The 21,543-nt window shown below is 40.6% G+C and carries 17 protein-coding genes; 5 read left to right on the top strand and 12 right to left on the bottom strand.

Features of this window, described 5'->3' with window-relative positions:
• Window positions 1–118: 118 nt before the first annotated feature.
• From B1K71_RS17230 to B1K71_RS17255, 6 genes are all read right to left on the bottom strand, one after another.
• The gene (locus B1K71_RS17230; RefSeq protein WP_077329214.1) at window positions 119–901 is read right to left on the bottom strand and encodes a PepSY domain-containing protein; all 783 of its coding nucleotides are present in this window, start codon (window positions 899–901) and stop codon (window positions 119–121) included.
• Entirely contained in the window at window positions 902–2,254 is a 1,353-nt protein-coding gene (locus B1K71_RS17235) for an ATP-binding protein (protein ID WP_077329216.1), read from the bottom strand.
• A complete protein-coding gene (locus B1K71_RS17240; RefSeq protein WP_077329218.1) occupies window positions 2,255–2,935 on the bottom strand; it encodes a response regulator transcription factor in 681 nt (226 codons plus the stop codon).
• 17 nt (window positions 2,936–2,952) lie between these two features.
• Window positions 2,953–4,422 carry an SLC13 family permease gene (locus B1K71_RS17245; protein ID WP_077329220.1) on the bottom strand — a complete coding sequence of 490 codons (1,470 nt, stop codon included), beginning with the start codon at window positions 4,420–4,422 and terminating at the stop codon, window positions 2,953–2,955.
• A complete protein-coding gene (locus B1K71_RS17250; RefSeq protein ID WP_077329222.1) occupies window positions 4,397–5,596 on the bottom strand; it encodes a glycerate kinase family protein in 1,200 nt (399 codons plus the stop codon). Before B1K71_RS17250 ends, B1K71_RS17245 begins: the two co-directional genes overlap by 26 nt.
• Before the next feature lie 192 nt (window positions 5,597–5,788).
• Complete coding sequence (locus tag B1K71_RS17255; RefSeq protein ID WP_077330345.1) at window positions 5,789–6,523, bottom strand: WecB/TagA/CpsF family glycosyltransferase; 735 nt, start codon at window positions 6,521–6,523, stop codon at window positions 5,789–5,791.
• A gap of 227 nt (window positions 6,524–6,750) precedes the next feature.
• Here B1K71_RS17255 and B1K71_RS17260 point away from each other — a divergent pair, with 227 nt between their 5' ends.
• Window positions 6,751–7,791, top strand: coding sequence for an LCP family protein (locus B1K71_RS17260; RefSeq protein ID WP_077329224.1), 1,041 nt, complete (start codon window positions 6,751–6,753; stop codon window positions 7,789–7,791).
• A 35-nt stretch (window positions 7,792–7,826) separates the two neighbouring features.
• On the opposite strand, the gene B1K71_RS17265 is transcribed toward B1K71_RS17260, so the two are convergent.
• Entirely contained in the window at window positions 7,827–8,852 is a 1,026-nt protein-coding gene (locus B1K71_RS17265) for a glycosyltransferase family 4 protein (RefSeq protein WP_077330347.1), read from the bottom strand.
• A gap of 117 nt (window positions 8,853–8,969) precedes the next feature.
• Window positions 8,970–10,166 (bottom strand): glycosyltransferase family 4 protein, encoded by a 1,197-nt coding sequence (locus B1K71_RS17270; RefSeq protein WP_077329225.1) that lies wholly within the window; start codon window positions 10,164–10,166, stop codon window positions 8,970–8,972.
• A gap of 172 nt (window positions 10,167–10,338) precedes the next feature.
• Here B1K71_RS17270 and B1K71_RS17275 point away from each other — a divergent pair, with 172 nt between their 5' ends.
• From B1K71_RS17275 to B1K71_RS17290, 4 genes are all read left to right on the top strand, one after another.
• Window positions 10,339–11,592, top strand: a complete 1,254-nt coding sequence (locus B1K71_RS17275) for an O-antigen ligase family protein (protein WP_077329227.1) — start codon at window positions 10,339–10,341, stop codon at window positions 11,590–11,592.
• Window positions 11,585–13,075: a murein biosynthesis integral membrane protein MurJ gene (gene murJ, locus B1K71_RS17280; protein ID WP_077329229.1), complete on the top strand. Its 1,491-nt coding sequence runs from the start codon at window positions 11,585–11,587 to the stop codon at window positions 13,073–13,075. The genes B1K71_RS17275 and murJ overlap by 8 nt, the downstream gene beginning before the upstream one ends.
• A 95-nt stretch (window positions 13,076–13,170) precedes the next feature.
• A complete protein-coding gene (locus tag B1K71_RS17285) occupies window positions 13,171–13,890 on the top strand; it encodes a glycerophosphodiester phosphodiesterase (protein ID WP_175631957.1) in 720 nt (239 codons plus the stop codon).
• Window positions 13,891–13,950: 60 nt separating this feature from the next.
• Window positions 13,951–14,811 carry a glycerophosphodiester phosphodiesterase gene (locus B1K71_RS17290; RefSeq protein ID WP_245799336.1) on the top strand — a complete coding sequence of 287 codons (861 nt, stop codon included), beginning with the start codon at window positions 13,951–13,953 and terminating at the stop codon, window positions 14,809–14,811.
• A gap of 88 nt (window positions 14,812–14,899) precedes the next feature.
• On the opposite strand, the gene galE is transcribed toward B1K71_RS17290, so the two are convergent.
• The 4 genes from galE to B1K71_RS17310 form a co-directional block, all read right to left on the bottom strand.
• Window positions 14,900–15,916 (bottom strand): UDP-glucose 4-epimerase GalE, encoded by a 1,017-nt coding sequence (galE, locus tag B1K71_RS17295; RefSeq protein ID WP_077329236.1) that lies wholly within the window; start codon window positions 15,914–15,916, stop codon window positions 14,900–14,902.
• Between the two features lie 125 nt (window positions 15,917–16,041).
• A complete protein-coding gene (locus B1K71_RS17300; RefSeq protein ID WP_077329239.1) occupies window positions 16,042–19,671 on the bottom strand; it encodes a GW dipeptide domain-containing protein in 3,630 nt (1,209 codons plus the stop codon).
• A gap of 109 nt (window positions 19,672–19,780) precedes the next feature.
• A complete protein-coding gene (tagH, locus tag B1K71_RS17305; protein WP_077329241.1) occupies window positions 19,781–20,584 on the bottom strand; it encodes a teichoic acids export ABC transporter ATP-binding subunit TagH in 804 nt (267 codons plus the stop codon).
• Window positions 20,585–20,599: 15 nt separating this feature from the next.
• On the bottom strand, window positions 20,600–21,421 hold the full coding sequence (locus B1K71_RS17310) for an ABC transporter permease (protein ID WP_077329243.1): 822 nt from the start codon (window positions 21,419–21,421) through the stop codon (window positions 20,600–20,602).
• Window positions 21,422–21,543 lie beyond the last annotated feature (122 nt).

Below are 21,543 nucleotides of genomic sequence, written 5' to 3' on the forward strand. Positions count from 1 at the left end.
TAAAAAAAGTATTTTCTGCTTTAGCAGAAAATGACCTTCATAAGTGAATATAAATAAGTGTGGAAATCATGGAATGCATAATATGGGCTTGCGGCCCTACGGTATAAGAGAATAGATATCAATCCTCTGAGATGTCATCCATATCATGATCATCATTATCGTCAGCTTCATTACTTCCATCATCATCGTCAAGATCGTCGTCATCATCCCCGGCATTTTTGGAGAACCAGGATACGGAGGTGGCTTTTTTCGTTGCTTCCTGCACATAGACATGGGCGCCTTCAGTTCGTTTCTCTACGGTCACTTTATAGACGATTCCATGATCTGTATTTAACTTCTTAATATTGGAGACATTTCCATCTAACTGGTTTTTGGCGATGTTCGTTAGCTGCCCCATTGAGATTCTCATATTCTTTTCCTTATCACCGGTAGATTTTTTCGAGCTTTTTACTACTTTGGACGAAATAATTTTTCCTTCTTTTAAGTCATAGATGATCTGATATGTGCGGTTTTTCTTTTTCACCTGTGCATTTGCGACTGCATCACCGGACTTCCTGATAGATAATACGTTTCCTTTGAATTCCTGTTGAATGTTTTTTTCCGCTGCATCCAATGCCATAAAATGTTGTTTCTTTTCTTTAAGTCTTTTAACATTGCTGACTTTTTTAGTATGGCCGTTGACAGTAAGCTGATAAATTCCCTTTTCATTTTCGATGGATATTGTGTAATTGCCTTTTTTATCTTCCTTACTTTTAATAACCTTTCCATCATACAGTCCAGCAGCAATCGCTTCCGCTTCTTCTGTGGAGATTGCGGTGGTGTTGTCATCGATGAAAACCTGGAAAAATAAAAAGGATACCCCTGCAAAAATAACGGACAGTAGAGCCAATTTTAATTTCATTTACTGCACCTCCGATATTGGCAGACTTACAATAAATGTTGTTCCGTGACCTTCTTTACTAATGAGTGAAATCGATCCGCCATGCCGTTCGCTGATTCGTTTTGCTATGAATAGGCCAAGTCCTGTTCCACCGGATTTCCGGCTGCGATTTTTGTCAACGCGATACATTCGATCAAAAATGTATGGTTGTGCTTCTCCCGGGATGCCGATTCCCTTATCTGTAATGCTCAACTCCACACATCCCTCTTGTTCCCTTAGTTTGACCTGAATAACGTCATTACTGTATTTGTTGGCATTATCCAGAAGAATTACGAGCAGCTGGACGAAGCTTTGTTCATGAATTTCCGCAACAATCTGTTTTGGTTCTGTTGTCCAGATAATTTCATTCTTATAGGTCCTGGATAAACGTTCAATCGTGCTGCCTACAATCGGGACGATATCCATCCGTTCTTTCGCAAATTCACCCAATTTTTCCGCTGATGCAAGCTGAAGCAGCTGTTCCGTCATAAACTTCATACGGGCGGATTCCGATTCAATGGAATTAATTGCTTCCTCCAACACTTCCGGGCGTGTCGAACCCCATCGTTTCAATAAACTGACATAGCCTGAAATGACGGTTAAGGGAGTCTTTAATTCGTGTGAGGCATCTGATACAAATTGTTCCTGTTTCAAATAACTGTCTTCCAGCTTTCGCATCATTGAATTAAACGTCATACCAAGCTGATTTAATTCATCGCGTTTGCTTTTGGTGATTTCAATTTGCTGGTAGGACTCCTCTTCTTCAATCGTTTTCATGGTACTTATAAACCGATGAATCGGGCGGGTAATCACACCGCCAAGCACCCATCCCGCAATGCAAAGAATCCCGATAACAAGAAAGGAGGTAAAGACTAACACTCCTTTTAAGTCTTCAAGATTAGAAAACATCCCATCAGCGTTTTGGATTATCTGCAAATTCACGATAGAGCCATTATCATGAATGATTGGTGTTGAAACCAGAATAAATTTTGATCCATTATACGTCAGTACACCTTCAAATTGGTCATTTCGAAAAGAGGTTTGTATTTTCTTATAACTGTTTTCCCTTGTTAAATTTAAATCAGAATCGCCTTTCCGATTGACCAGTCTTATTACCCCATCACTGATTAAAAATGTATGAAGCACCTCTTCATTCGTGCTGTTGCCTCCTTTGTTAAGTTCTTCAATAATGTGGCTGGCTGTGCTTTGGAGCAATTCCTGTTCTGATTTGATACTGGCATTTTTAAACATCAAATATATTGTTGTGTTTGCAATCAAAAGCAGAATAACCAGCAAAAACGTTATTGACAGTTGTATACGTGTCCTTAAACTCATTTACGTATAGTCCTTTACCATATAACCGACACCCCGTACGGTTTGAATCGGTGCATCGGGCATTTTTTTCCGCAAATACCTGACGTAAACATCAATCACATTTGTATCACCGAAATAGTCATAACCCCATACATAATTTAAAATCTGTTCCCGTTCAAGTGCCTGGTTTTTATTTTCTGTCAAGTAAAGCAGTAAATCATATTCTTTTGGTGTCAATTCAATAATTGTTCCATCATCATACACTTCCCTTGATCCGGTTTGTATTTTGATCTTTCCCAATGAAAGTTCTGCCTGGGCATGACGGTCCGCCTGTTTCTTGTTAAACCGCAAATTGGAACGAATCCTGGCAAGCAACTCTTCAATTTCAAATGGTTTCGTCATGTAATCGTTGGCCCCCAAGTCAAGTCCGTTCACTTTATCATAAACCGTATCCCGTGCTGTCAGCATAATAACGATAATTTGTTCATCAACAGCACGAATACGCCTCAGTACTTCCATTCCATTTAATTCAGGAATCATTACATCAAGGATAACCAGATCTGTCCTATTTGATTGTACAAGCTCAAGCCCTTTCCGCCCGCTATGTGCAACATCCACTGCGAATCCTTCATATTCCAGTTCAAGTTGAATGATACGCGCGATACTTTCATCGTCTTCGATTATTACAATATGGTTGCTCATTGATTCCACTCCCGTTTTTAAAAGGATAAACCGGTCCATTGCCAGTAAGTAAAGTAATACACCATCATAACGAAAATATAAAGAGGCATTAGAACTAAACTGATTTTTAACAAGGTTTTTGCATCGTATGTGAAGTCCTCCTCTTCATAAAAAAGCAGCAGCGCCTTTGAACTGACCGGAAATGTTATACAATAGTTCATCCCTATTAAACTGATAAATACAATTGCAACAGGGTCTGCACCAATTGTTTGACCAAACAGGATCAGGGCCGGAATAAAGACGATTGCCCGGGTTGTATGCGATGTAATATATAAGTGGCTTGTAACCGTCACGATTAAAACCAGCAATACAAGGATCCATTCCGGTGCTCCCGCAAACAACTGCAATACACCGATCATTTCCGTTTCCATCCATGCTACCACTCCTGTATCAACCAGGACTCTGCCCAATGCGGTTGCTGATGCAACAAACAGTATTAAATTCCAGGAAACAGCACCAATACCCTGCTTCCAGCTGATCACGCCATACACCGGCATCATAAATAACACCGCGCCGAACATAGTTAGAAATGCTATATCATACCCGTGAACAGGCTCCGTCATCCAGCTGATGATTAGCAGGATGACAAGTCCAGCTGTCCTTTTTTCCGTATTATTCATTGGCTGTTTCCTTTTCTGTTGATACAGTTGTGACATGGATGTTCTTTTTTCTGACTGATGTGATATTATGTTAGGCGCCTTTTTCGGCCACAGCATCATTTTAATTACAAAAAGTGACAGTAATGATATCGTCAAAGCGAATGGAACGCCCCATATAAGCCACTGAACAAAGGAAATCGATTTACCGGTGGAAGTTTCCAGGAAACCAACTCCGATTAAATGCGATCCGGCTGCAATGATTGTTGCTGACGTACTCATCAGGATAATCACCGGAGCAGAGACCTGCAGCACTTCCCTTTCTTTTTCCGAAAAATAACTGTTAAGCCGTCTGACAATCGGCAACGACAATGCTGCCCTTCCGGAAGTTGACGGGATAAAGAATGCTGATATGCATAAAACGTATGTCAGTGACCGGATCATTACATGTTTATTTTTTGTCCTATTCAATAATGTTTCGCTGATTCGATCAGCAAGCCCCGAATCCTTTATCGCCTCTCCGATTATAAATGCTCCCAGCATCAGCCATATCACTTCTTCACCAAATGAATGATACAGAAGTTCCGGCTCTCCCGCCTTCAGAAATATAATGATTAAAATCAACGATACAGCCACATATCCAGCCGGAATTTTGGTACCAACCCAAAGTGTCATAGCAGACAGAAAAGCAAACAGTGATATTTTCGCTGCGTAACTGAGATCATCTGCCAATACTATTAAACTAGCGAAAAGAACGTGAACCGTTATAATGATCAATCGTTTTGTTGAAAATTTCTCAACCGCCCTGATAATCTTATTTTCTTTATTATACCTGGCCAGCCTTGTCTCCATTTGTGAAAACCCTTTCTCTTTGCTGAGACATGCGAAGTCCAATAGTGATATGCCGCAAAATACCTTCCACACTTTCTTCAATCCATTTGGGCGCCTGGAACATGGCTTGCTCCAAGGTGACCGGTTTTTGAATGATACTGGAATATGCGTGAATGCCTGCATTGTAGTTGAGCTCTGCATCAAGTCCTACTGTACCTGTAATCGCGACAACCGGTGTATTATATTGTTGAGCAACCCTGGCAACCTCACTCGGAATTTTACCATTTACCGATTGGAAATCGAGACTGCCTTCTGCCGTAATGACAAGATCTGCTTGAGCAATCTTTTCCTCAATTTGAATAAAATCCATAATTAATTCAAATCGCGGGTGTAATTGCGCATTTGCAAATGCATACAGCCCCGCCCCCAGACCGCCCGAAGCACCGCCCCCTGGCATTTGACGTACATCAATCCCCAAATGATATTTGATTAAATCTGCATAACGCTCCAGTGATACGGACAGCACTTTAACCTGCTCCGGGGTAGCTCCCTTTTGCGGACCAAAAACGTTTGCTACACCTTTTTTTCCGCAAAGCACGTTTGTCCAATTGCAAGCGACTTCTATTTTAGTTTGCTGAAGCCGTACATCCAGGTCAGTTGTATCGATTGCAGCCGCACGGTACAAATCCTCTCCGCCATTGATGTAAATCGAACGATGATTTTCATCAAGGAAACGGACTCCAAGCGCCTGCGCCATACCTGCCCCGCCATCGGAAGTCCCCGAGTCACCACAGCCAATAATGATATAATCAGCGCCTTTTTCCAAAGCATCGATGATTAATTCCCCTACCCCATAAGTTGTCGTTTTTAATGGGTTCCGCTGATTAGACGGAACCATTTTCAAACCGGCAACCGCTGCCATCTCAATCACTGCAGTCTGTATGTTATTTTCACCGAATATTCCATAATGACTATCAACTTGTTCTCCAACCGGCCCTGTAACTTTTTTGTGGATCAACTCACCTTGCTTAATCCTTGTAATTGTCTTAGCAAATCCTTCACCGCCATCAACCATTGGAACTTTCTCAGTCTTTATAAAAGGGTCAAAACGCTTCGCCCCGTTTTTCATTGCTGCAGCAACTTCCTCTGCACTCAAACACTCTTTAAAACCTGATGGTATCATTGCAACCTTCATTTGTATTTCCTCCCTCAATGATGATCTTATAATTGAAGGATATCTTTGGTAAGTTAATGTGTCGTTAGTGAATCATTAAAGAATGATTAAAAAAATAATTCCGTAGAAACATGTGAACGTTACAACCAACCGTGCGGACCAGCCCGAGTTTAACCAAGCCGAAATCCCAAACAAAAAAGCCAGCCACCAGGGCTAGCTTTTTTTGAAAAATATCCGCAGCATAAATTCGGCTACTTTTAAGATTCGTTTAAATCTAAATGGCTGCTTTAACAGACGATAGAGCCATTCAAGGTTAAGCTTGATCCAAAAATCGGGGGCACGTTTTACTTCCCCTGCTATCACATCGATTGATCCGCCGACTCCCATGAAGATGCCTTTATCGAATACGTCAAAGTGTTGGGCAATCCATATTTCCTGGCGGGGCAGTCCGAGGGCAACAAATACGATATCGGCACCTGAGGCACGAACCTCCTCCACTATAGAATGATCATCCAAGGCAAAAAAGCCGTGGTGACGCCCGGCAATTTTGACATGCGGGTACTGACGCTCCACCTCAGCGACTGCTTTTTTATTAACCTCTTCCGTCGCGCCGAGAAAATAACAGCTCATCCGATGCTCATTTGCGTAATCCAGAAGATCGCGCATCACATCATATCCTGCAACACGCTCCTTTAATGGCTGTTTTTTATATTTCGCGGCAATCAGAATGCCTGCTCCGTCCGGAATAACGTAATTAGCGGCTCCCACAGCTTTTCGATATTCCTTATCCTCCCGTGCGCGCATGGCAATTTCTGGATTGCCTGTTACAACAAAACACTTTCTTCCATGCTGAAGATGTGGATCCAGGACATCCTCCAGAAATCCATTTTGTGTGGTGTTGATAAAATCCAGGTTCATAATACGTACTGTATCGACATGTTCATTCATTTTTTGCAACCTTTCTTTTTCCAAAACATCTATATATCCTGAAATGTAATCCTCATATGATTGTAATAAAAATTAAATTTACTAAATAGAAGTTTCATAGTAAAATAAGGGATAGTTTTATTAAGGGATTGTAAATTTTTCAGTGACTTTTGACTTATAATATCATTAAATGTTTTGTTTTCCTAATAAATATAAAGTGAAGCTAAACACAGAGGGGAATTTCTTGCATGAATGAAAATACGAGAGTCAGACGTACCAAAAAGCGGAAACTTCGGAAAAGAGTTTTTTTCCTGTTGATTCCAATGATGGTCGTTTTTGTCGGAGTTTGCTACGCAGGTTATCTATATGCCAAGGCAGGTTCGGTACTGGATGCTTCATACATGAATCATGGCCGAGACAAATCCGATTTGCGTGATGAAGTGGTGGACCCGGGGAAAGATAATATTTCGATTCTGATTGTTGGTGTTGATGCGAGTAATGTCCGCAACAATAAAAACAATTCCAGATCCGATACACTAATGCTTGCAACATTGAACAAAGAAGAAGAAAGCGTGAAAATGGTGAGCATCCCGCGCGATTCTTACGTATATATACCGAAAGTCGGTTATAAAACAAAAATCAACCATGCCCACGCATATGGCGGTGTGCCGGCAACCATTGAAACCGTTGAAAAGCTTATGGATATACCGGTTGATTATTACGTAAAATTGAACTTTAATGCGTTTATCGAAGTCGTGAATGCAGTTGACGGCATTCAATATAACGTTCCGTACGAAATATATGAACAAAATTCCAAGGATAAAGCCCGTGCAATTCATTTGATGCCGGGTAAGCAAAAATTGAACGGCGAAGAAGCATTGGCACTGGCACGTACGAGGAAATATGACAGTGATATCGAGCGTGGAAAGCGGCAGCAGGAAATCATTAAAACAGTCATTAAGAAGGCTATTTCCCTGGATTCCGTACTCAAATTTGATAACATTATTGAAGCAGTAGGATCAAACATGACGACAAACATGACATTCGATGAAATGAAAAGTTTGATTTCGTATGGCACCGGTAAAGGAAGTCTGGCTTTTAAGACATATACACTGGAAGGACACGACTACCAGCCGGAAGGTACGTATTACTGGCAGCTGGATCAAGTTGCCTTGAACAAGACGAAAAAAATGCTCCAGCAGCATTTGGAACTTAATACAACAGCTACTGCCGATGGATCAACTGGAGAAGCTTCCTTAGACATCGACGATAACAACAATACGTATTAAAAAAACAGCCGGCTCTCAAGAGGCCGGCTGTTTTTTTAATTTGATTTACGGCGAATGCCATTTAATAGTTTGGTAAGCGGCTTGAAATTACTATTAATAAGTTCAAGATTTTCAATTAAGAACTGAATCGCTATAACAGAGATCAGAAAGATAAGTACAGCGCCCCAGATGGTTGTCATCGAGAACAGTACTGCCGCCAAATTGAACATGATGCTGAGCCCGTATAAAAGCAGAACCGTCTGCCGGTGGGTAAAACCGGTCCTGACAAGGCTGTGATGCAAATGGGAACTGTCAGGCTTTGTCAACGGCTGCTTGTTAATCGTCCGTCTGACAATGGCAAGAATAATGTCTGACAGCGGAACCCCGGCAATAAAAACAGGTATAATAAACGAAATGATCGTCACATTTTTAAACCCAAGTAAGGCGAGTACCGCAATCATGAAGCCAAGAAACTGTGAACCGGTATCCCCCATGAAAATTTTCGCAGGGAAAAAATTGTATCGTAAAAATCCAACTGTACTGAAAAACAGAATCAATGCCATCGTTGCTACATAAACCTGGTTCATGGCGATGGCCATCATGGCAATCGTAAACAACGCAATTGCCGAAACACCTGCGGCAAGACCGTCCAATCCATCAATCAGGTTCATTGCATTCGTCAGCCCAATAATCCAGACCAGTGTAACAATGGTACTGAAAAAGCCAAGTTCAACCTGTCCGCCAAACGGTAAATTTACCAATTCAACCTGCAGACCGCCCCAGAATACAACAAGTAAAGCTGCCGACAGCTGGAAAACGAACTTGACCTTTGGAGTAAGATTATAAACGTCATCCACTACACTATGACTAACGATAATGATGGATGCAATAATGATGGATACATGATATTCATTGTATGGCTGTAAAATAACAAGCCCAATGAGAAAACTTGTATAGATGACCAATCCGCCAAGTGTTGGAATTGGGTCTGTATGCACTTTTCGGTGATCCGGTTTATCAGTCGCTTTGATCTTTAATGCAAATTTTATAAACATCGGCGTGATGATTAACGAAACAAGCATCAGTAAAAAGGCTAGTATCCCGATTTTAAGCACTTAGCCCACCTCAATTTATTTTTCCTGACGTTTTAGACGCTATTAATAAGTAATTCGTTACAATCACTCATTTTCAGGTTATCCTTAATCGACATTCATTTTTAAATATACATTATAAATGTCCTCAGCGAAAGTCTGTACCGAAAATTTTCTTGATGCATGTGTGAAAAGTTTATCTCCAATTACTTGTAATTTACCCTTTCTATGCGCATACAAAGCTTCTTCCATGGCAAGACACAGTTCCCTGGTATTTCCAGGGGCAACCTTCCAGCCATGCTGTCTGCCTTGAATTAATTGGCTGACACCACCAACATCTGTTGCGATGACAGGGGTCTTTGCACGTGCAGATTCCAGTAAAACAAGTGGAAAACTTTCACTGTATGACGTCAGCATGGTGAGATCCGCGATTTGATAGAACGGATCGACATGCTGCTGGTGTCCCATGAAATGCACATGATTACTGATGTTCAGATCATTGACGAGCAGCTTCAATCGGGTAAGAAGGCTTCCTTCGCCAACCAGTACAAGCTTACATTCGGGATGTTTTGCGGCAATTTCCGAAAAAGCTTTCAGAGCAACTTCATGACCTTTCACCGGTTCCAGCCGTGCTACCATAATGATGACAAAATCATCTTCCGCAAACCCGTAATCCTTTTTTGCTGCAGTTTGGGACAGACCTTGATGAAAATCAATGCCATTTAATGCAGTAACAATTCTATTACCTTGAAAACCTGCGTTTATCAACCCATTCCGGAATGTCTCGGATATCGCAATAATCCGATCGGCATTTTTCAGTGCATGTACATTTATACGGGTAAGGAGGTTTCCGTACTTCCCTTTCCCCATAAAATCATGAAATGGATCACTGTGCACAGTTGCAACCCAGGTGAATGGTGTCATTTTTTTCAGCAGATTTGCATAGACATTAGCGCGTGGCCCGTGTGTGTGAATGATATCAATCTGCTCATTTTTGATGTGGTTTTTCATTTTCTGCATCAATGGGATGCTCATTTTCATCCGATTGGGAAAATGTACGGTACGAATGCCGGCATTTTGGGCGCGCTGAAGCAGTTCACCTTTTTCCAGCACGCCAAGGGTGAACTCATCAGGACTGGAGATTGGTGTCTCCTTTGTGCTCCCGGGTAAAAATTCCTGACTCATTTCGTACTGGCTTTCCTGCAAACCTGGATTTTTCCCGGAATTGAATTCATTGAGCAACCCGAGGATGTGATGCATCCCTCCACCTGTTTCATTTCCCGCATTTAAATGAAGTATTCGCATTCGATCAGCCGCCTTTTCAGAATTATGATGCAGTCATCAATATGTCCAAAGAACGCGGGAATTATAAGTGGCAGCGCTCCTGTTATGAATATATGCGGGTAAGTTGTCCATAATTGTTATGTAATCATTAATTTTAGGCTTTTTATTAACCTGTCATATCGGAGTGTTTCCAATGGCCTATCAAAAATACGGCATCTATTTGCTGTTGATTTATTTTCCGGTAAGGACATTACTGATTGAGCTTGCCCCTGTTTTACGATTTCTTGGTGATGTTATCATCGTGGGAATGTTTTTACATATACTTCTTCAGGATCCGGTAGGTTTATTAAAAAAATATAAGTTTACCTGGTTCTTTTTATTATTCGTGGCTGTTGGAGTGGTTGTCGGGTTATTGCAAGGGGTAGCCCTGATGGCTGTTATCATTCAGGTGCGAACATTTCTCATACCGTTTTTACTGATTTATATTGTCGGAGAAATGCGGATGGGACAGGAATTTCAGCAGCATTTCGTCTCGGTTTCATTTGTTATGGGTGTTCTTGTGGCACTGCACGGATTAATTGCGAAAATCTCACATCGGACGTGGCTGATGCCGGATTCCTGGCAGGCATGGGATTTGGCAGCTATCAACAGCGGCAGAATTTACGGAACACTCGGCAACCCCAATATTTTAGCGACGTATTTATGTATCGTATTTTTTCTCGTTGTCTTCTTCCGAAAGCGATTCACCTGGCATACATATGCCGGGCTGATTGTAATCGCTGGAACTGTGGTATTGACGTATTCGCGGGGAACATTACTCGCATTCGTTATTGGATTAGTGGTTATGAGTTTTTTGTGGCGGAATTGGAAGATCGTTTGGCGAACGGTATTTGCGTTTCTGGTGGCAGTAGCACTTATTTATTTTCCGGCAAAAGCGGTGGCAGAGCTTACCTCGGATGGGTTGGAAGAGCCGGTTGATGAAGTCACTGAAACAGGCAGCATCAGTTCCAGTCTGTTTGTCAAACGCTTTTTAGAAATGTTCTCCGGGGAAACGATTGAAAAAAGTGCCGGCAGCGGAAGGATTTATATTGTACTTAAAGGATTGGAAATTTTTTTGGATCAGCCGCTGGTTGGAACCGGATTTGGTACATACGGTGACACCGCCTCGTTATTTTACAAATCCCCGATTTATGAGAAGTACAATGTGTTGGACGGGTTGTATACAGACAATCAATACGTGCAGATATTGGTTGAGACCGGTATTGTCGGCGCGTTCCTTGTTCTGTTATTTTTCTGGCGGACAATTCGGTCGGGGAACAATTTTTATTTCTTTCTGCTCATTGCCGGAACGATTGCCGGGTTTTTTTACAACATTTTGGAGGATAAAACGTTTGTCCTCTACCTGTTTGTCTTTCTTGGATTGGAAGTGAGGCGATGGCATGAGTAATATGCTGCGTGCTTTTGGTGTCATTACGATTCTTTCCATCATCGGGAAACTGCTTGGATTCGGGCGCGAAGCATTAATCGCTGCATACTTCGGGACATCGCCAGTCGCAGACGTTTTTTTCATGGCCAATATTATCCCGTTGATTATGTTTACGGCTATCGGAACTGCCATACAAGCCGGAATTATCCCCCTTTATATGAAAGATAAGGAAAAGGGGCATGATGTGGCGCGGAATCATCTGAATAGCCTTGGAACGATTTTCATATGGACAGCAGTTGCATTCAGTCTAGTGACATTCATATTTGCCGACATCATCATGGAGTTGATTGCACCCGGATTTTCCGAAGAACAACTGGAATTGGGAGCATTTTTAACACGTATCCTTGCCCCAACGATTGTATTATTAACGTTCATGGCGATTTCCACCGGGGTGCTGCACTCCCGGAAACATTTTCTCCTTCCCGCACTATCACCAGCTGTACAAAACGTCTTCGTGATTGTAGCAATTATTTTTTTGTCGGCTGAATTCGGTGTTGTCGGATTAGCGATAGGTGTACTTGCCGGTGTTTTCATCCAGTTTGTCATACAATACCCTCCACTACAGATGGATGGTTTTCGGATGACAATGCATTTTTCACCGGAGCTAAAACGGCGTTTGGTCATGTTCATTCCGATTATCGCCGCAGCCCTGTTTTTGCAGTTGAATGACGTCGTTGATCGTATCATTACCTCGACATTGTCATCCGGAAGCGTTGCAGCAATTAATTATGCCAGTCGGCTTGTCTGGATTCCGGTAAGCCTGATTATGACACCATTGATAACCGTATTTTACCCTTCCCTGGTGGAAAAAACATCCGCCCCCGGCGAAGGGTTCATCCATATGGTTAAGCGTGGGATGTTTGCCATCTTTTTGATTGCAGTACCATTCGAAATTGTCATGCTCTTGGAAGGAAAACATGTGGTGGAATTTGCTTTCCAGCGTGGTGTGTTCGGAGATCAAGCATTGAACCTCACATGGCGTGCCTTTTTCTTTTTCGCGGTTGCCCTGCCCTTTTTTGCGTTACGTGATTTTCTGATGAACGCTTTATATGCGGTTCGAAGGTTTAAAGCAGCCATGTTTACCTGTTTGATAGGCTTGGTGGTCAATGCCGGTCTGAGTCTATTTCTGGCATCCCTTATGGGAATTGGCGGTGTTGCCCTTGCCACCAGCATATCAATGATTATAACGGTCACTTTTTTGTTTTTTACGCTGAAGGGAATCTATACATTTTATGCCGATGGGATGCTGGTGCGTGTTGCTAAAGTAGTGCCCATTTCCATTGTCGCCTGGTTCGGCGGATATGTGAGTGACTTTCCCGTTGCATCTGAGATTGGCGGGATTATTATTTCCAGCATTGTCGTGTTTTTGATATACGGAGTGCTTTTATGGCTGGGTGATATTGTGACGCGGGAAGATATTGCGGAATTGCGAAATGGAAAATGAATATGGCGGCGGTGTGAATTTGATTAACGCACCATTTATTTTAAAAATATGAAAGTAATTATGTTATGCTATCAAGAGAATTGGAGTGGTTCAACATGACATTAAATTTTGCCCATCGCGGGTCATTGACAGAGGCACCGGAAAATACGATTCCTGCCTTCCAAAAAGCGCTGGAACATGGTGCAAAGGCTATTGAGCTGGATATTCAGCTCACAAAGGATAATGAATTGATTGTAAGTCACGACCACCACTTCCGGAGGCACAATCATGAAATCACCGGTAATATCCGTGACTATACGCTTGAAGAAATAAAAGAAATTGATGTGGGGTCCGGATTCGATGAGAAGTTTGCAGGTACATCCCTGTCGACCCTCGACGAAGTGCTGGATTTGTGTCCTTCCGAAATTCTCTTAAATGTGGAAATCAAAAATATTCCGGTTATCTATGAAGGAATCGAGAAAATCTTGCTCGGTACACTCAGCAACCATAACCGGCTGGACAATCTGATTATTTCTTCGTTCGACCATGTCGCCTTGAAAAACGTACAGCAACTCAATTCGGATATTCCGCTTGGCATGCTGTTTTATTATCGGGTCCTGAACGCTTGGGATTATGCCAACAAGAGCGGGCTGAACATTACCAGCATTCATCCGAATCAAGTCTATACTGATCAAACGTTTGTTCAGGAGTGCAAAAAACTTGGTTATAAGGTTTATCCGTACACGGTAAGTAATTGGGAGCGGTACGAGGAGATGCTGAATTTCGGTGTTGACGGGGTGTTTTCCAATTCACCGGAGATATTTGGGGAAAAATAGCCACCTTTCATATTAATTTCAGGTATAATTGAGTTGGTGACGATTATGAAATGGAGATACATGATACTATTATTTATTTTTATGGTTGGAGGTTGCAGCCAGCCCACTGCTGAGGATGAGTTTTTATCCCAACATCACTTTTTAAACATTGCACATCGCGGAGCATCCGGTCATGCACCTGAGCATACATTACCATCGTATAAAATAGGCGAAAAGATGGTTAGTGACTATATTGAAATTGATTTACAAATGACCAAAGATGGCAGATTAATTGCTATGCATGATACGAACGTTGCGCGTACAACCGATGGAAAAGGAAAGGTCAGGGATCTTACACTAGAAGAAATTAAAAACCTTGATGCGGGCTCATGGTTCAATCAAAAATACCCTGCATCCGCAAAACCGGTCTTTTCAAATACACGAATTCCAACGCTAAGCGAAATATTTGATACATTTGGAAAGGACGTTAATTATTATATTGAAATTAAATCACCTGAACTGTATCCCGGTATGGTTCAAGAATTGATTTCTGCTCTGAACGAACACAATTTAACTGGAAAGGATGTCCCAAAAGGAAAAGTAATCATCCAATCATTCAGTAATTCAGCTTTAAAAGAAATACATCAGTTAAATGAAACGATTCCACTTATTCAGCTTGTCAGACATCAGGTAGACGATGCCGATATGACTCAAAAAACACTGGATCAAATTAGTGAGTATGCAATAGGGATCGGTGTAAACAGAAAATTCCTAACGAAAAAATATGTTCATAAAGTGTTGGATTCCGGGCTTTTGTTACATGCATTCACTGTTAACGACAAAAAAAATATGAAACAACTGATTAATTGGGGGGCTACGGGTATTTTTACGAATTACCCGGACCGTTTAAATAATGTCCTGAAAAAAATGGATAAACAATAATTAAGCTGTCGCTAAGATTAAACCTTGGTGACAACTTTCTTTTCTGAAATAAAAAGGCTATTCTAAATCAAGAATAGCCTTTTCCCATTTATTGCTTATATCCATTCGGGTTTTTCTGCTGCCAGTTCCAGGCATCTTTACACATATCATCAATACCCTTCTCTGCTTTCCAGCCTAGCTCCCTTTGCGCTTTGGAAGGATCTGCATAACATGTTGCTATATCACCGGGTCTTCTTTCAACAATTTTATATGGAACCTGTTTGCCGGAAGCTTTTTCAAATGCATCAGCAACCTCCAGGACACTATATCCCCGTCCAGTTCCAAGGTTATATATTTCAAGTCCATCATTTTGTTCAATTTGTTCAATGGCTTTCAGGTGACCTGTTGCCAAGTCCACTACATGAATATAATCCCTCACACCTGTTCCATCCGGTGTATCATAATCATCACCGAACACTTTTAATTCATCTAGTTTACCGACCGCAACCTGAGTGATAAAAGGCATCAGATTGTTCGGAATACCATTCGGGTCCTCCCCGATCTTACCACTGGAATGTGCACCTACCGGATTAAAGTAACGAAGCAGGGAAACATTCCATTTGTCATTGGCAGCTGCAATGTCCTTGAGCATCTGCTCAATCATCAGCTTTGTTCTCCCGTACGGATTAAATGCAATTGTCGTTGGAAACGACTCTTTTATTGGATTTGTTTCCGGATTACCGTAAACAGTTGCTGATGAGCTGAAAATCAGATTATAAACATTATTTTCTTCCATTACTTCACATAGTTTAATTGTACTTATTAAATTGTTTTTATAATATTTCAGTGGTTGTGCAACAGATTCACCTACAGCTTTATAGCCGGCAAAGTGAATAACGGCATCGATTGTGTTATCTTTAAAAATCTGATCCAATTCCTCTTTGTTCAATAGGTCAATATAATATGGTCTTACCTTTTTTCCGGAAATCTCCTCAATCCGCTGCAATACCAGTTTATTACTGTTACTCAAATTATCGGCAATTACGACATCATGTCCTTCGTTCAACAGTTCGATGGTTGTATGGCTCCCAATATAGCCTGTACCGCCTGTTACAAGAATCTTCATATTAGGTCTCCTTTTACACTGTAAAATCATTCATGAATAAATTATACAAGCACCTTGCCAAAAAAACAACACAGCACCTCCACAAAAAACACTCTGATTTCGTTAAGGAAATCAGAGTGTTCTCTTTACCGATATACTGGTATATCGAAAACTAAATTGTATGAGCTAAGTAAATTATACAAGTTATACATTCCATAAGTCTGTTTGTATGCCCAACCTATGTCACTTGCATACTGGTGGGATGCATACCCGTAAGTGTCTGCAAATAATGGATTCCAGCGCATTTTATATAACGTATTCTGCCCTTCTCCAACATAATTGTTTGAAACAAAGGCAGCTCCGCCAATAATAGCTTTCTCCGGTGTGAACCATCCTGCATCATAAGCGTATTGTGCACCGCATGATAACGGACATTCGTCTCTTGCGCCAATTCCATACATGTTATAAACTGTTCTGCCGTTAACTTTAACACCTGTTGCCAATTTGGAAGTACCATTGCCGGTTTCAAGCAAAGCATGGGATATCAGATAGATTTCATTAAGTCCATGCTCTCTTCCAGCGCTAATAAAGGTTTGAGCCTGCCCCTCCAAAATACCTTTTCCACGCAGAATTTTAGTGTTTACTTCACGTGCATTGATATTGGCACTCTGTGAAAGATTCAGAAACTGAAGTTTTCCCCGGAAACTGTCAGTAAAATTAAGTGGGTTTAAGTAGTAACGCACATCTTCTGGCGTACTGTAAACCCATTGTTCGTTATCCGAGTGTTTGATGGCATACCATCCATCCATCTTATCAACAACGTTTACAGAAGTTCCATTTAACAATTGTCCAACTATTTTATAATTGGTACTTGGACCTGATCGGACATTTAGTACATCTGCTGTTACCCGGCCTTTTTTGATGTATGTCCCTGAAACCCATGCATATGCCTGATCAGTTAGTGGGCTGACCTTCATTTGAATATCTTTCATTCTCTCAAGCGTGAGATCATATTTTGTTTTCTCCGTAACGCTTGCAAGAACGTTGAAGGACATAATCCAAACTGTTTTTCCATCCAGGGTTCCGCGGTACCAAGTGTAATCTCCGATCTTCTCCGTTAAATTAACCTCAAACAATGCCTTGTTTTTAAAGTATTTGGAAAGATCCTCGTAAATTACATCCTTTCTGCCGCCCCATGGATCGGAGTATGCCCAACCTGTTCCATCTAAAAAGAAGGATTTCCTTTTGGTATCGACTTGGACATGAGTCTGCGTTCTTAGTTCATCTGAATTTATCCATCCTACTACACCTGAATTTCGATTGATTGTAATTCTGTAATATATTTGATCAAAAATCTTAGCCTGACGTTTAATATAAAAAAGCTTACCCGTATATTTAGAGTTGGCTTTGAAACTGTTTGATACATCCCCAATAGTTTTATAGATTGTTGCGGTCGAAGCACTAATTCGTCCAACCCTGCTTATAGAACTAAATTCCGGTGCTATCACATTAAACGCTTGAACCCAGACAGTTTTTCCCTTTAATGTGCCTTTATACCAGAAGTAATTCCCGACTTTCTCGGTCAGGGTTACCTTAAACAACTCACCTTTAGGAAGACTTCTGGAAACTATATCTTTTGAGCCGCCCCAAGGATCTGAGTACGACCAACCTGTACCATCCAGATAATAATTAAAGTTTTTTATATTGGCTACACTATGTTCTTGTACTCTAATTTCTTCAGATTTAACCCAACCCACAATACCTTTTGTGCTGCTGCGCTGATTGCTGATCAAGTAAAAAAGCTGATTATTGAATGCAGCTTTTTTCTTAATATAATAAACCTTATCAGTCCGTTTCAATCCGGCCTTGGACAAAGATGTTCCCTGCATGATATCATCATAGATATATGTACCAGCATCCTGTATCCGGCCAACTTTACTTGTTGAACTTTGGTTAATGTTCACGTTCATAAAGTTGCTTCCCATTATCCAGACAGCTTGACCATTCAAGTCACCAAGAAACCAAACAAATTTACCAACCTTTTCGGTACGGGTTACATTGAACTTAAGATGCTTATATGGCTTTAGATTTGTTTGAACAATATCTTTGGATCCTCCCCATGGGTCTGTGTATGCCCATCCAGTACCGTCCAAATAAAGCGTTTTGTTTCTCTCATCCACGATTCGATGTGACTGTGTCCGAATATCGCTAGCATTTACCCAACCAATTACACCATCGGAACTGCTGCGCTTGTTACTGATTAGATAGTAAAGACGACTACTTATTTTTGCCTGTTTTTTAATGTAAACAACCGTATCTGTGTAGTTGAATCCGGCTTTTTTCATGGATGATCCGGCATTCAAGTCACTATAGATTATTGTGTCCGGTTTACTGATCCGGCCAATTCTGTTTAAATCAGATTCATTATATCCTGGCTTATCCAGGAAGTTATTACCTTGGATCCAGACCTTTTTCCCGTCCAGTGTACCTAAATACCAAAGATAGTCTCCAACTTTCACCTCTTTGGTCACATCAAATGCCAAATACTTATAAGGAGCTAAGTTCTTATTAACGACATCTTTTGCTCCACCCCAGGGTTCTGAATACGCCCACCCGGTTCCATCCAAATAAAGTGTTTTCGATTGTTGACTGATAACAGTATATTGTTGGGATCGCACATCGTTTGCGTTTACCCAGCCTGCAATGTCACTTCCGGGACTATCCAGTAACTGATAGAATACTTCACCAAAAATTTCTAATTGCTTATTAATATAATATAGTTTGCGTGTATACTTGTTTCCAGCATTCACTTTGGAAAAAGCATTTCCAAATGTCTTGTAAAAATCCGCGCTTTCACTTTGGATACGGCCGACTTTGCTTAACGTGCTTTCTTTTGCCCCCTCCGCATTATTCCCCTGAATCCAAACTGTTTTTCCATTCAATGTTCCCCTGTACCATAAATAATCCCCGACTTTTTCAGTCAGATTTACTTCAAACACATTATATTTATAAGGGGACAGATTATCGATAAGCACATCTTTTGACGCACCCCATGGTGTACTGTATGCCCAGCCAGTTCCATCGAGGTAAAGCGTTTTGGCTTTACTGTCAATTGTTCGATGACCTTGAACACGCATTTCCTCCGCATTTACCCAGCCGATTACACCAATAGTCGAACTTCTTCGGGTACTGATTAAATAATATATTTGTCCATTACCTTTTGCCTGTTTTCTGATGTAAAAAGATCTATCGGTATATTTGGTTCCAGCTTTAAAATTTTTTCCGTCAATAGTTTCATAGACTTTGGCATCAGAATTCAGTATGCGGCCAATTTTACTTACAGTGCTTTTTGTATAGACTGTTGCCACAGTTAAAGGTTTTACAGTAGTACTGCTTTTCTCAGTTTTCTGTTCAGCTTTATTCGTTGACTGTTCTTCTTGTACTGTCTCCTTTTGTTCACTATCAGTTGGTGTATCCGCTGCATCCCTCTGTTCTATAACTGATGATGGCACATTTTGCTCTTCATCATTGGTAGGGTCTGCTGTTTTATCTTGCTCTGTATTATTTACTGTGTCATTTGTTTTAATTCGTTTTTTATCGGTTAGGGAGTCTGTTGAGGGGTCTGACTTTAAACTTTGTTCAGTTCCTGTATTGTCTGTTACAGTACCTGTTTCATCCTTCAAGTCATTGTCAACATTGGATGTTGCCAGTGCCTCAAACGGGAATACAATGCAAAAAACAACAAGTAGGATCGTGATGAATAACGTTCTTCTCATTTAATGCCTCCTTTTGCAAAAATGTAATACTCTCCTAATATAACATATTTTTCCGGAGAATATTACATTTTATTTAACAATGTATTACAAAAGGTTGCAAAAAATTTCATTACTGATTGGTCAGCATTTTTTCCCGGCGTTTGTATGCCTCGGCCTTATATTTTCTACGCTGTTTCTTGGACATTTTTTTAAATTGTTGCAGGAATTCCTCATATTTTGGGAGAACTTCGTCAACAGAACCGAAATCCTTCACCATACCATACTCCAGCCACAAAATTTTTTCACAGAACTTTTTCATCTGACTGAGTGAGTGACTCACAAAAATCATTGTCTTACCTTTTTCCTTAAATTCGTTCATCTTTTCCAGGCTTTTTTCGGAAAATGCTTTGTCTCCCACTGATAATGCTTCATCAATAATCAGGATATCGGGGTCTACATTGACAGAAATAGCGAAACCAAGTCTGGACTTCATCCCGCTCGAATACGATTTAACAGGCTGATCGATAAAATTGCCAAGTTCCGAAAACTCTATGATATCGTCTTCCATTTCCTTAATCTCTTCTTTGCTAAAGCCAAGCATCAAACATTTCAGTTCAATATTGTCCCTACCTGTCAAGTCATTTTTCAAGCCGGATGAAACAGCTATTAGTGCCGTATTCCCATTCACCTGTACAGCACCTGATGTTTCGGGAACGATGCCTGCAATGATATTGGACAATGTTGATTTTCCGGAGCCGTTAACACCGACAAATCCAACAACATCCCCTCTATATGCCTCAAAACTGACTCCGGTTAATGCATAAAAGGGTTCTCCATGGCTTCTGGGTGAGATAAGATCCAATATCCGTTCTTTGGAATTTCTGTACAATTTATATTTTTTCGTAACATCTTTTGTAATAATTGCCTTTTCCATTTTCACCACATACCTTTACAAGTAATCAATAAAATGCCTTCTGAATTTGATGTGAATTTTGGAACCAAATAGGAACAATACAATTACAACTCCCCAGAAGTAAAGAGTATATTCCCAGTTCGCTGCGAAATACCATCCTGTTCCAAATAATGCCGCCCTGTAGCCTTCAATCAAATAATAAAGTGGGTTAAGCTTCATGATAAACATGATGATCGGATGGTCACTTAATATTGTAATCGGCCATAGAACTCCGGATAAATACAGCATCATTCGCAGCGTTGAACTTAAAAACATATGCACATCCCGGATAATGGTTGATAATGTCGACATAATCAGAGAGAGAGAGAAAATGAAACAAAATGAGGCAACCATAAAATAAATAAGCTGCACATAATATATATTGGCAAAATATCCCGCGAAATTAAAGATAATAATTGCGATTCCCAATAAACCTACATGAATATAGAATTGGGAAAAAATCACAAAGTTAGGTATAACACTCATTGGAAAATTCATCTTCGACAGCATCTTCAGTCGTGAAAAAATGGACTTTGATCCTTGTAACGTTGAATGGAAGAAAAAGTTCCACAATATAAATGCGGCGATCAGCCAAAGCAGGAACGGGACCATTTCCCCTCCAATTTCAATATCACTGCGCTGTCGGATACTTCCAAACACAAACCAATATATTACTATCTGAACCAATGGATTTATCAATTCCCACGCCATGCCCAGATAGTTGCTTTTGTTTTTGCTTTTTAATTCATATAATGACAATCGACGTATTAAATAAAAGTGTTCAAACTGTTCTTGTATTACTGTAATTGCAGATTTCATAAATTGTTTTCCCTTCAAGACAAGCTGTTATGATTTTAACGCGTATAAATTATACAGGCAACTACTATAAAAAACAATATTGTGTGCTCTTTTCGAAAGTCTCTAAAAACCTTGCCGTAGTT

Source organism: Virgibacillus siamensis, from assembly GCF_900162695.1.
Taxonomy (GTDB): Bacteria; Bacillota; Bacilli; order Bacillales; family Amphibacillaceae; genus Lentibacillus; species Lentibacillus siamensis_A.

What these genes read in the sequence shown, in the direction of transcription:
- B1K71_RS17230 (WP_077329214.1), bottom strand. Translation starts at nt 901, where the DNA reads ATGAAATTAAAATTGGCTCTACTGTCCGTTATTTTTGCAGGGGTATCC.
- B1K71_RS17235 (WP_077329216.1), bottom strand. Translation starts at nt 2,254, where the DNA reads ATGAGTTTAAGGACACGTATACAACTGTCAATAACGTTTTTGCTGGTT.
- B1K71_RS17240 (WP_077329218.1), bottom strand. Translation starts at nt 2,935, where the DNA reads ATGAGCAACCATATTGTAATAATCGAAGACGATGAAAGTATCGCGCGT.
- B1K71_RS17245 (WP_077329220.1), bottom strand. Translation starts at nt 4,422, where the DNA reads ATGGAGACAAGGCTGGCCAGGTATAATAAAGAAAATAAGATTATCAGG.
- B1K71_RS17250 (WP_077329222.1), bottom strand. Translation starts at nt 5,596, where the DNA reads ATGAAGGTTGCAATGATACCATCAGGTTTTAAAGAGTGTTTGAGTGCA.
- B1K71_RS17255 (WP_077330345.1), bottom strand. Translation starts at nt 6,523, where the DNA reads ATGAATGAACATGTCGATACAGTACGTATTATGAACCTGGATTTTATC.
- B1K71_RS17260 (WP_077329224.1), top strand. Translation starts at nt 6,751, where the DNA reads ATGAATGAAAATACGAGAGTCAGACGTACCAAAAAGCGGAAACTTCGG.
- B1K71_RS17265 (WP_077330347.1), bottom strand. Translation starts at nt 8,852, where the DNA reads ATGCTTGTTTCGTTAATCATCACGCCGATGTTTATAAAATTTGCATTA.
- B1K71_RS17270 (WP_077329225.1), bottom strand. Translation starts at nt 10,166, where the DNA reads ATGCGAATACTTCATTTAAATGCGGGAAATGAAACAGGTGGAGGGATG.
- B1K71_RS17275 (WP_077329227.1), top strand. Translation starts at nt 10,339, where the DNA reads ATGGCCTATCAAAAATACGGCATCTATTTGCTGTTGATTTATTTTCCG.
- murJ (WP_077329229.1), top strand. Translation starts at nt 11,585, where the DNA reads ATGAGTAATATGCTGCGTGCTTTTGGTGTCATTACGATTCTTTCCATC.
- B1K71_RS17285 (WP_175631957.1), top strand. Translation starts at nt 13,171, where the DNA reads ATGACATTAAATTTTGCCCATCGCGGGTCATTGACAGAGGCACCGGAA.
- B1K71_RS17290 (WP_245799336.1), top strand. Translation starts at nt 13,951, where the DNA reads ATGATACTATTATTTATTTTTATGGTTGGAGGTTGCAGCCAGCCCACT.
- galE (WP_077329236.1), bottom strand. Translation starts at nt 15,916, where the DNA reads ATGAAGATTCTTGTAACAGGCGGTACAGGCTATATTGGGAGCCATACA.
- B1K71_RS17300 (WP_077329239.1), bottom strand. Translation starts at nt 19,671, where the DNA reads ATGAGAAGAACGTTATTCATCACGATCCTACTTGTTGTTTTTTGCATT.
- tagH (WP_077329241.1), bottom strand. Translation starts at nt 20,584, where the DNA reads ATGGAAAAGGCAATTATTACAAAAGATGTTACGAAAAAATATAAATTG.
- B1K71_RS17310 (WP_077329243.1), bottom strand. Translation starts at nt 21,421, where the DNA reads ATGAAATCTGCAATTACAGTAATACAAGAACAGTTTGAACACTTTTAT.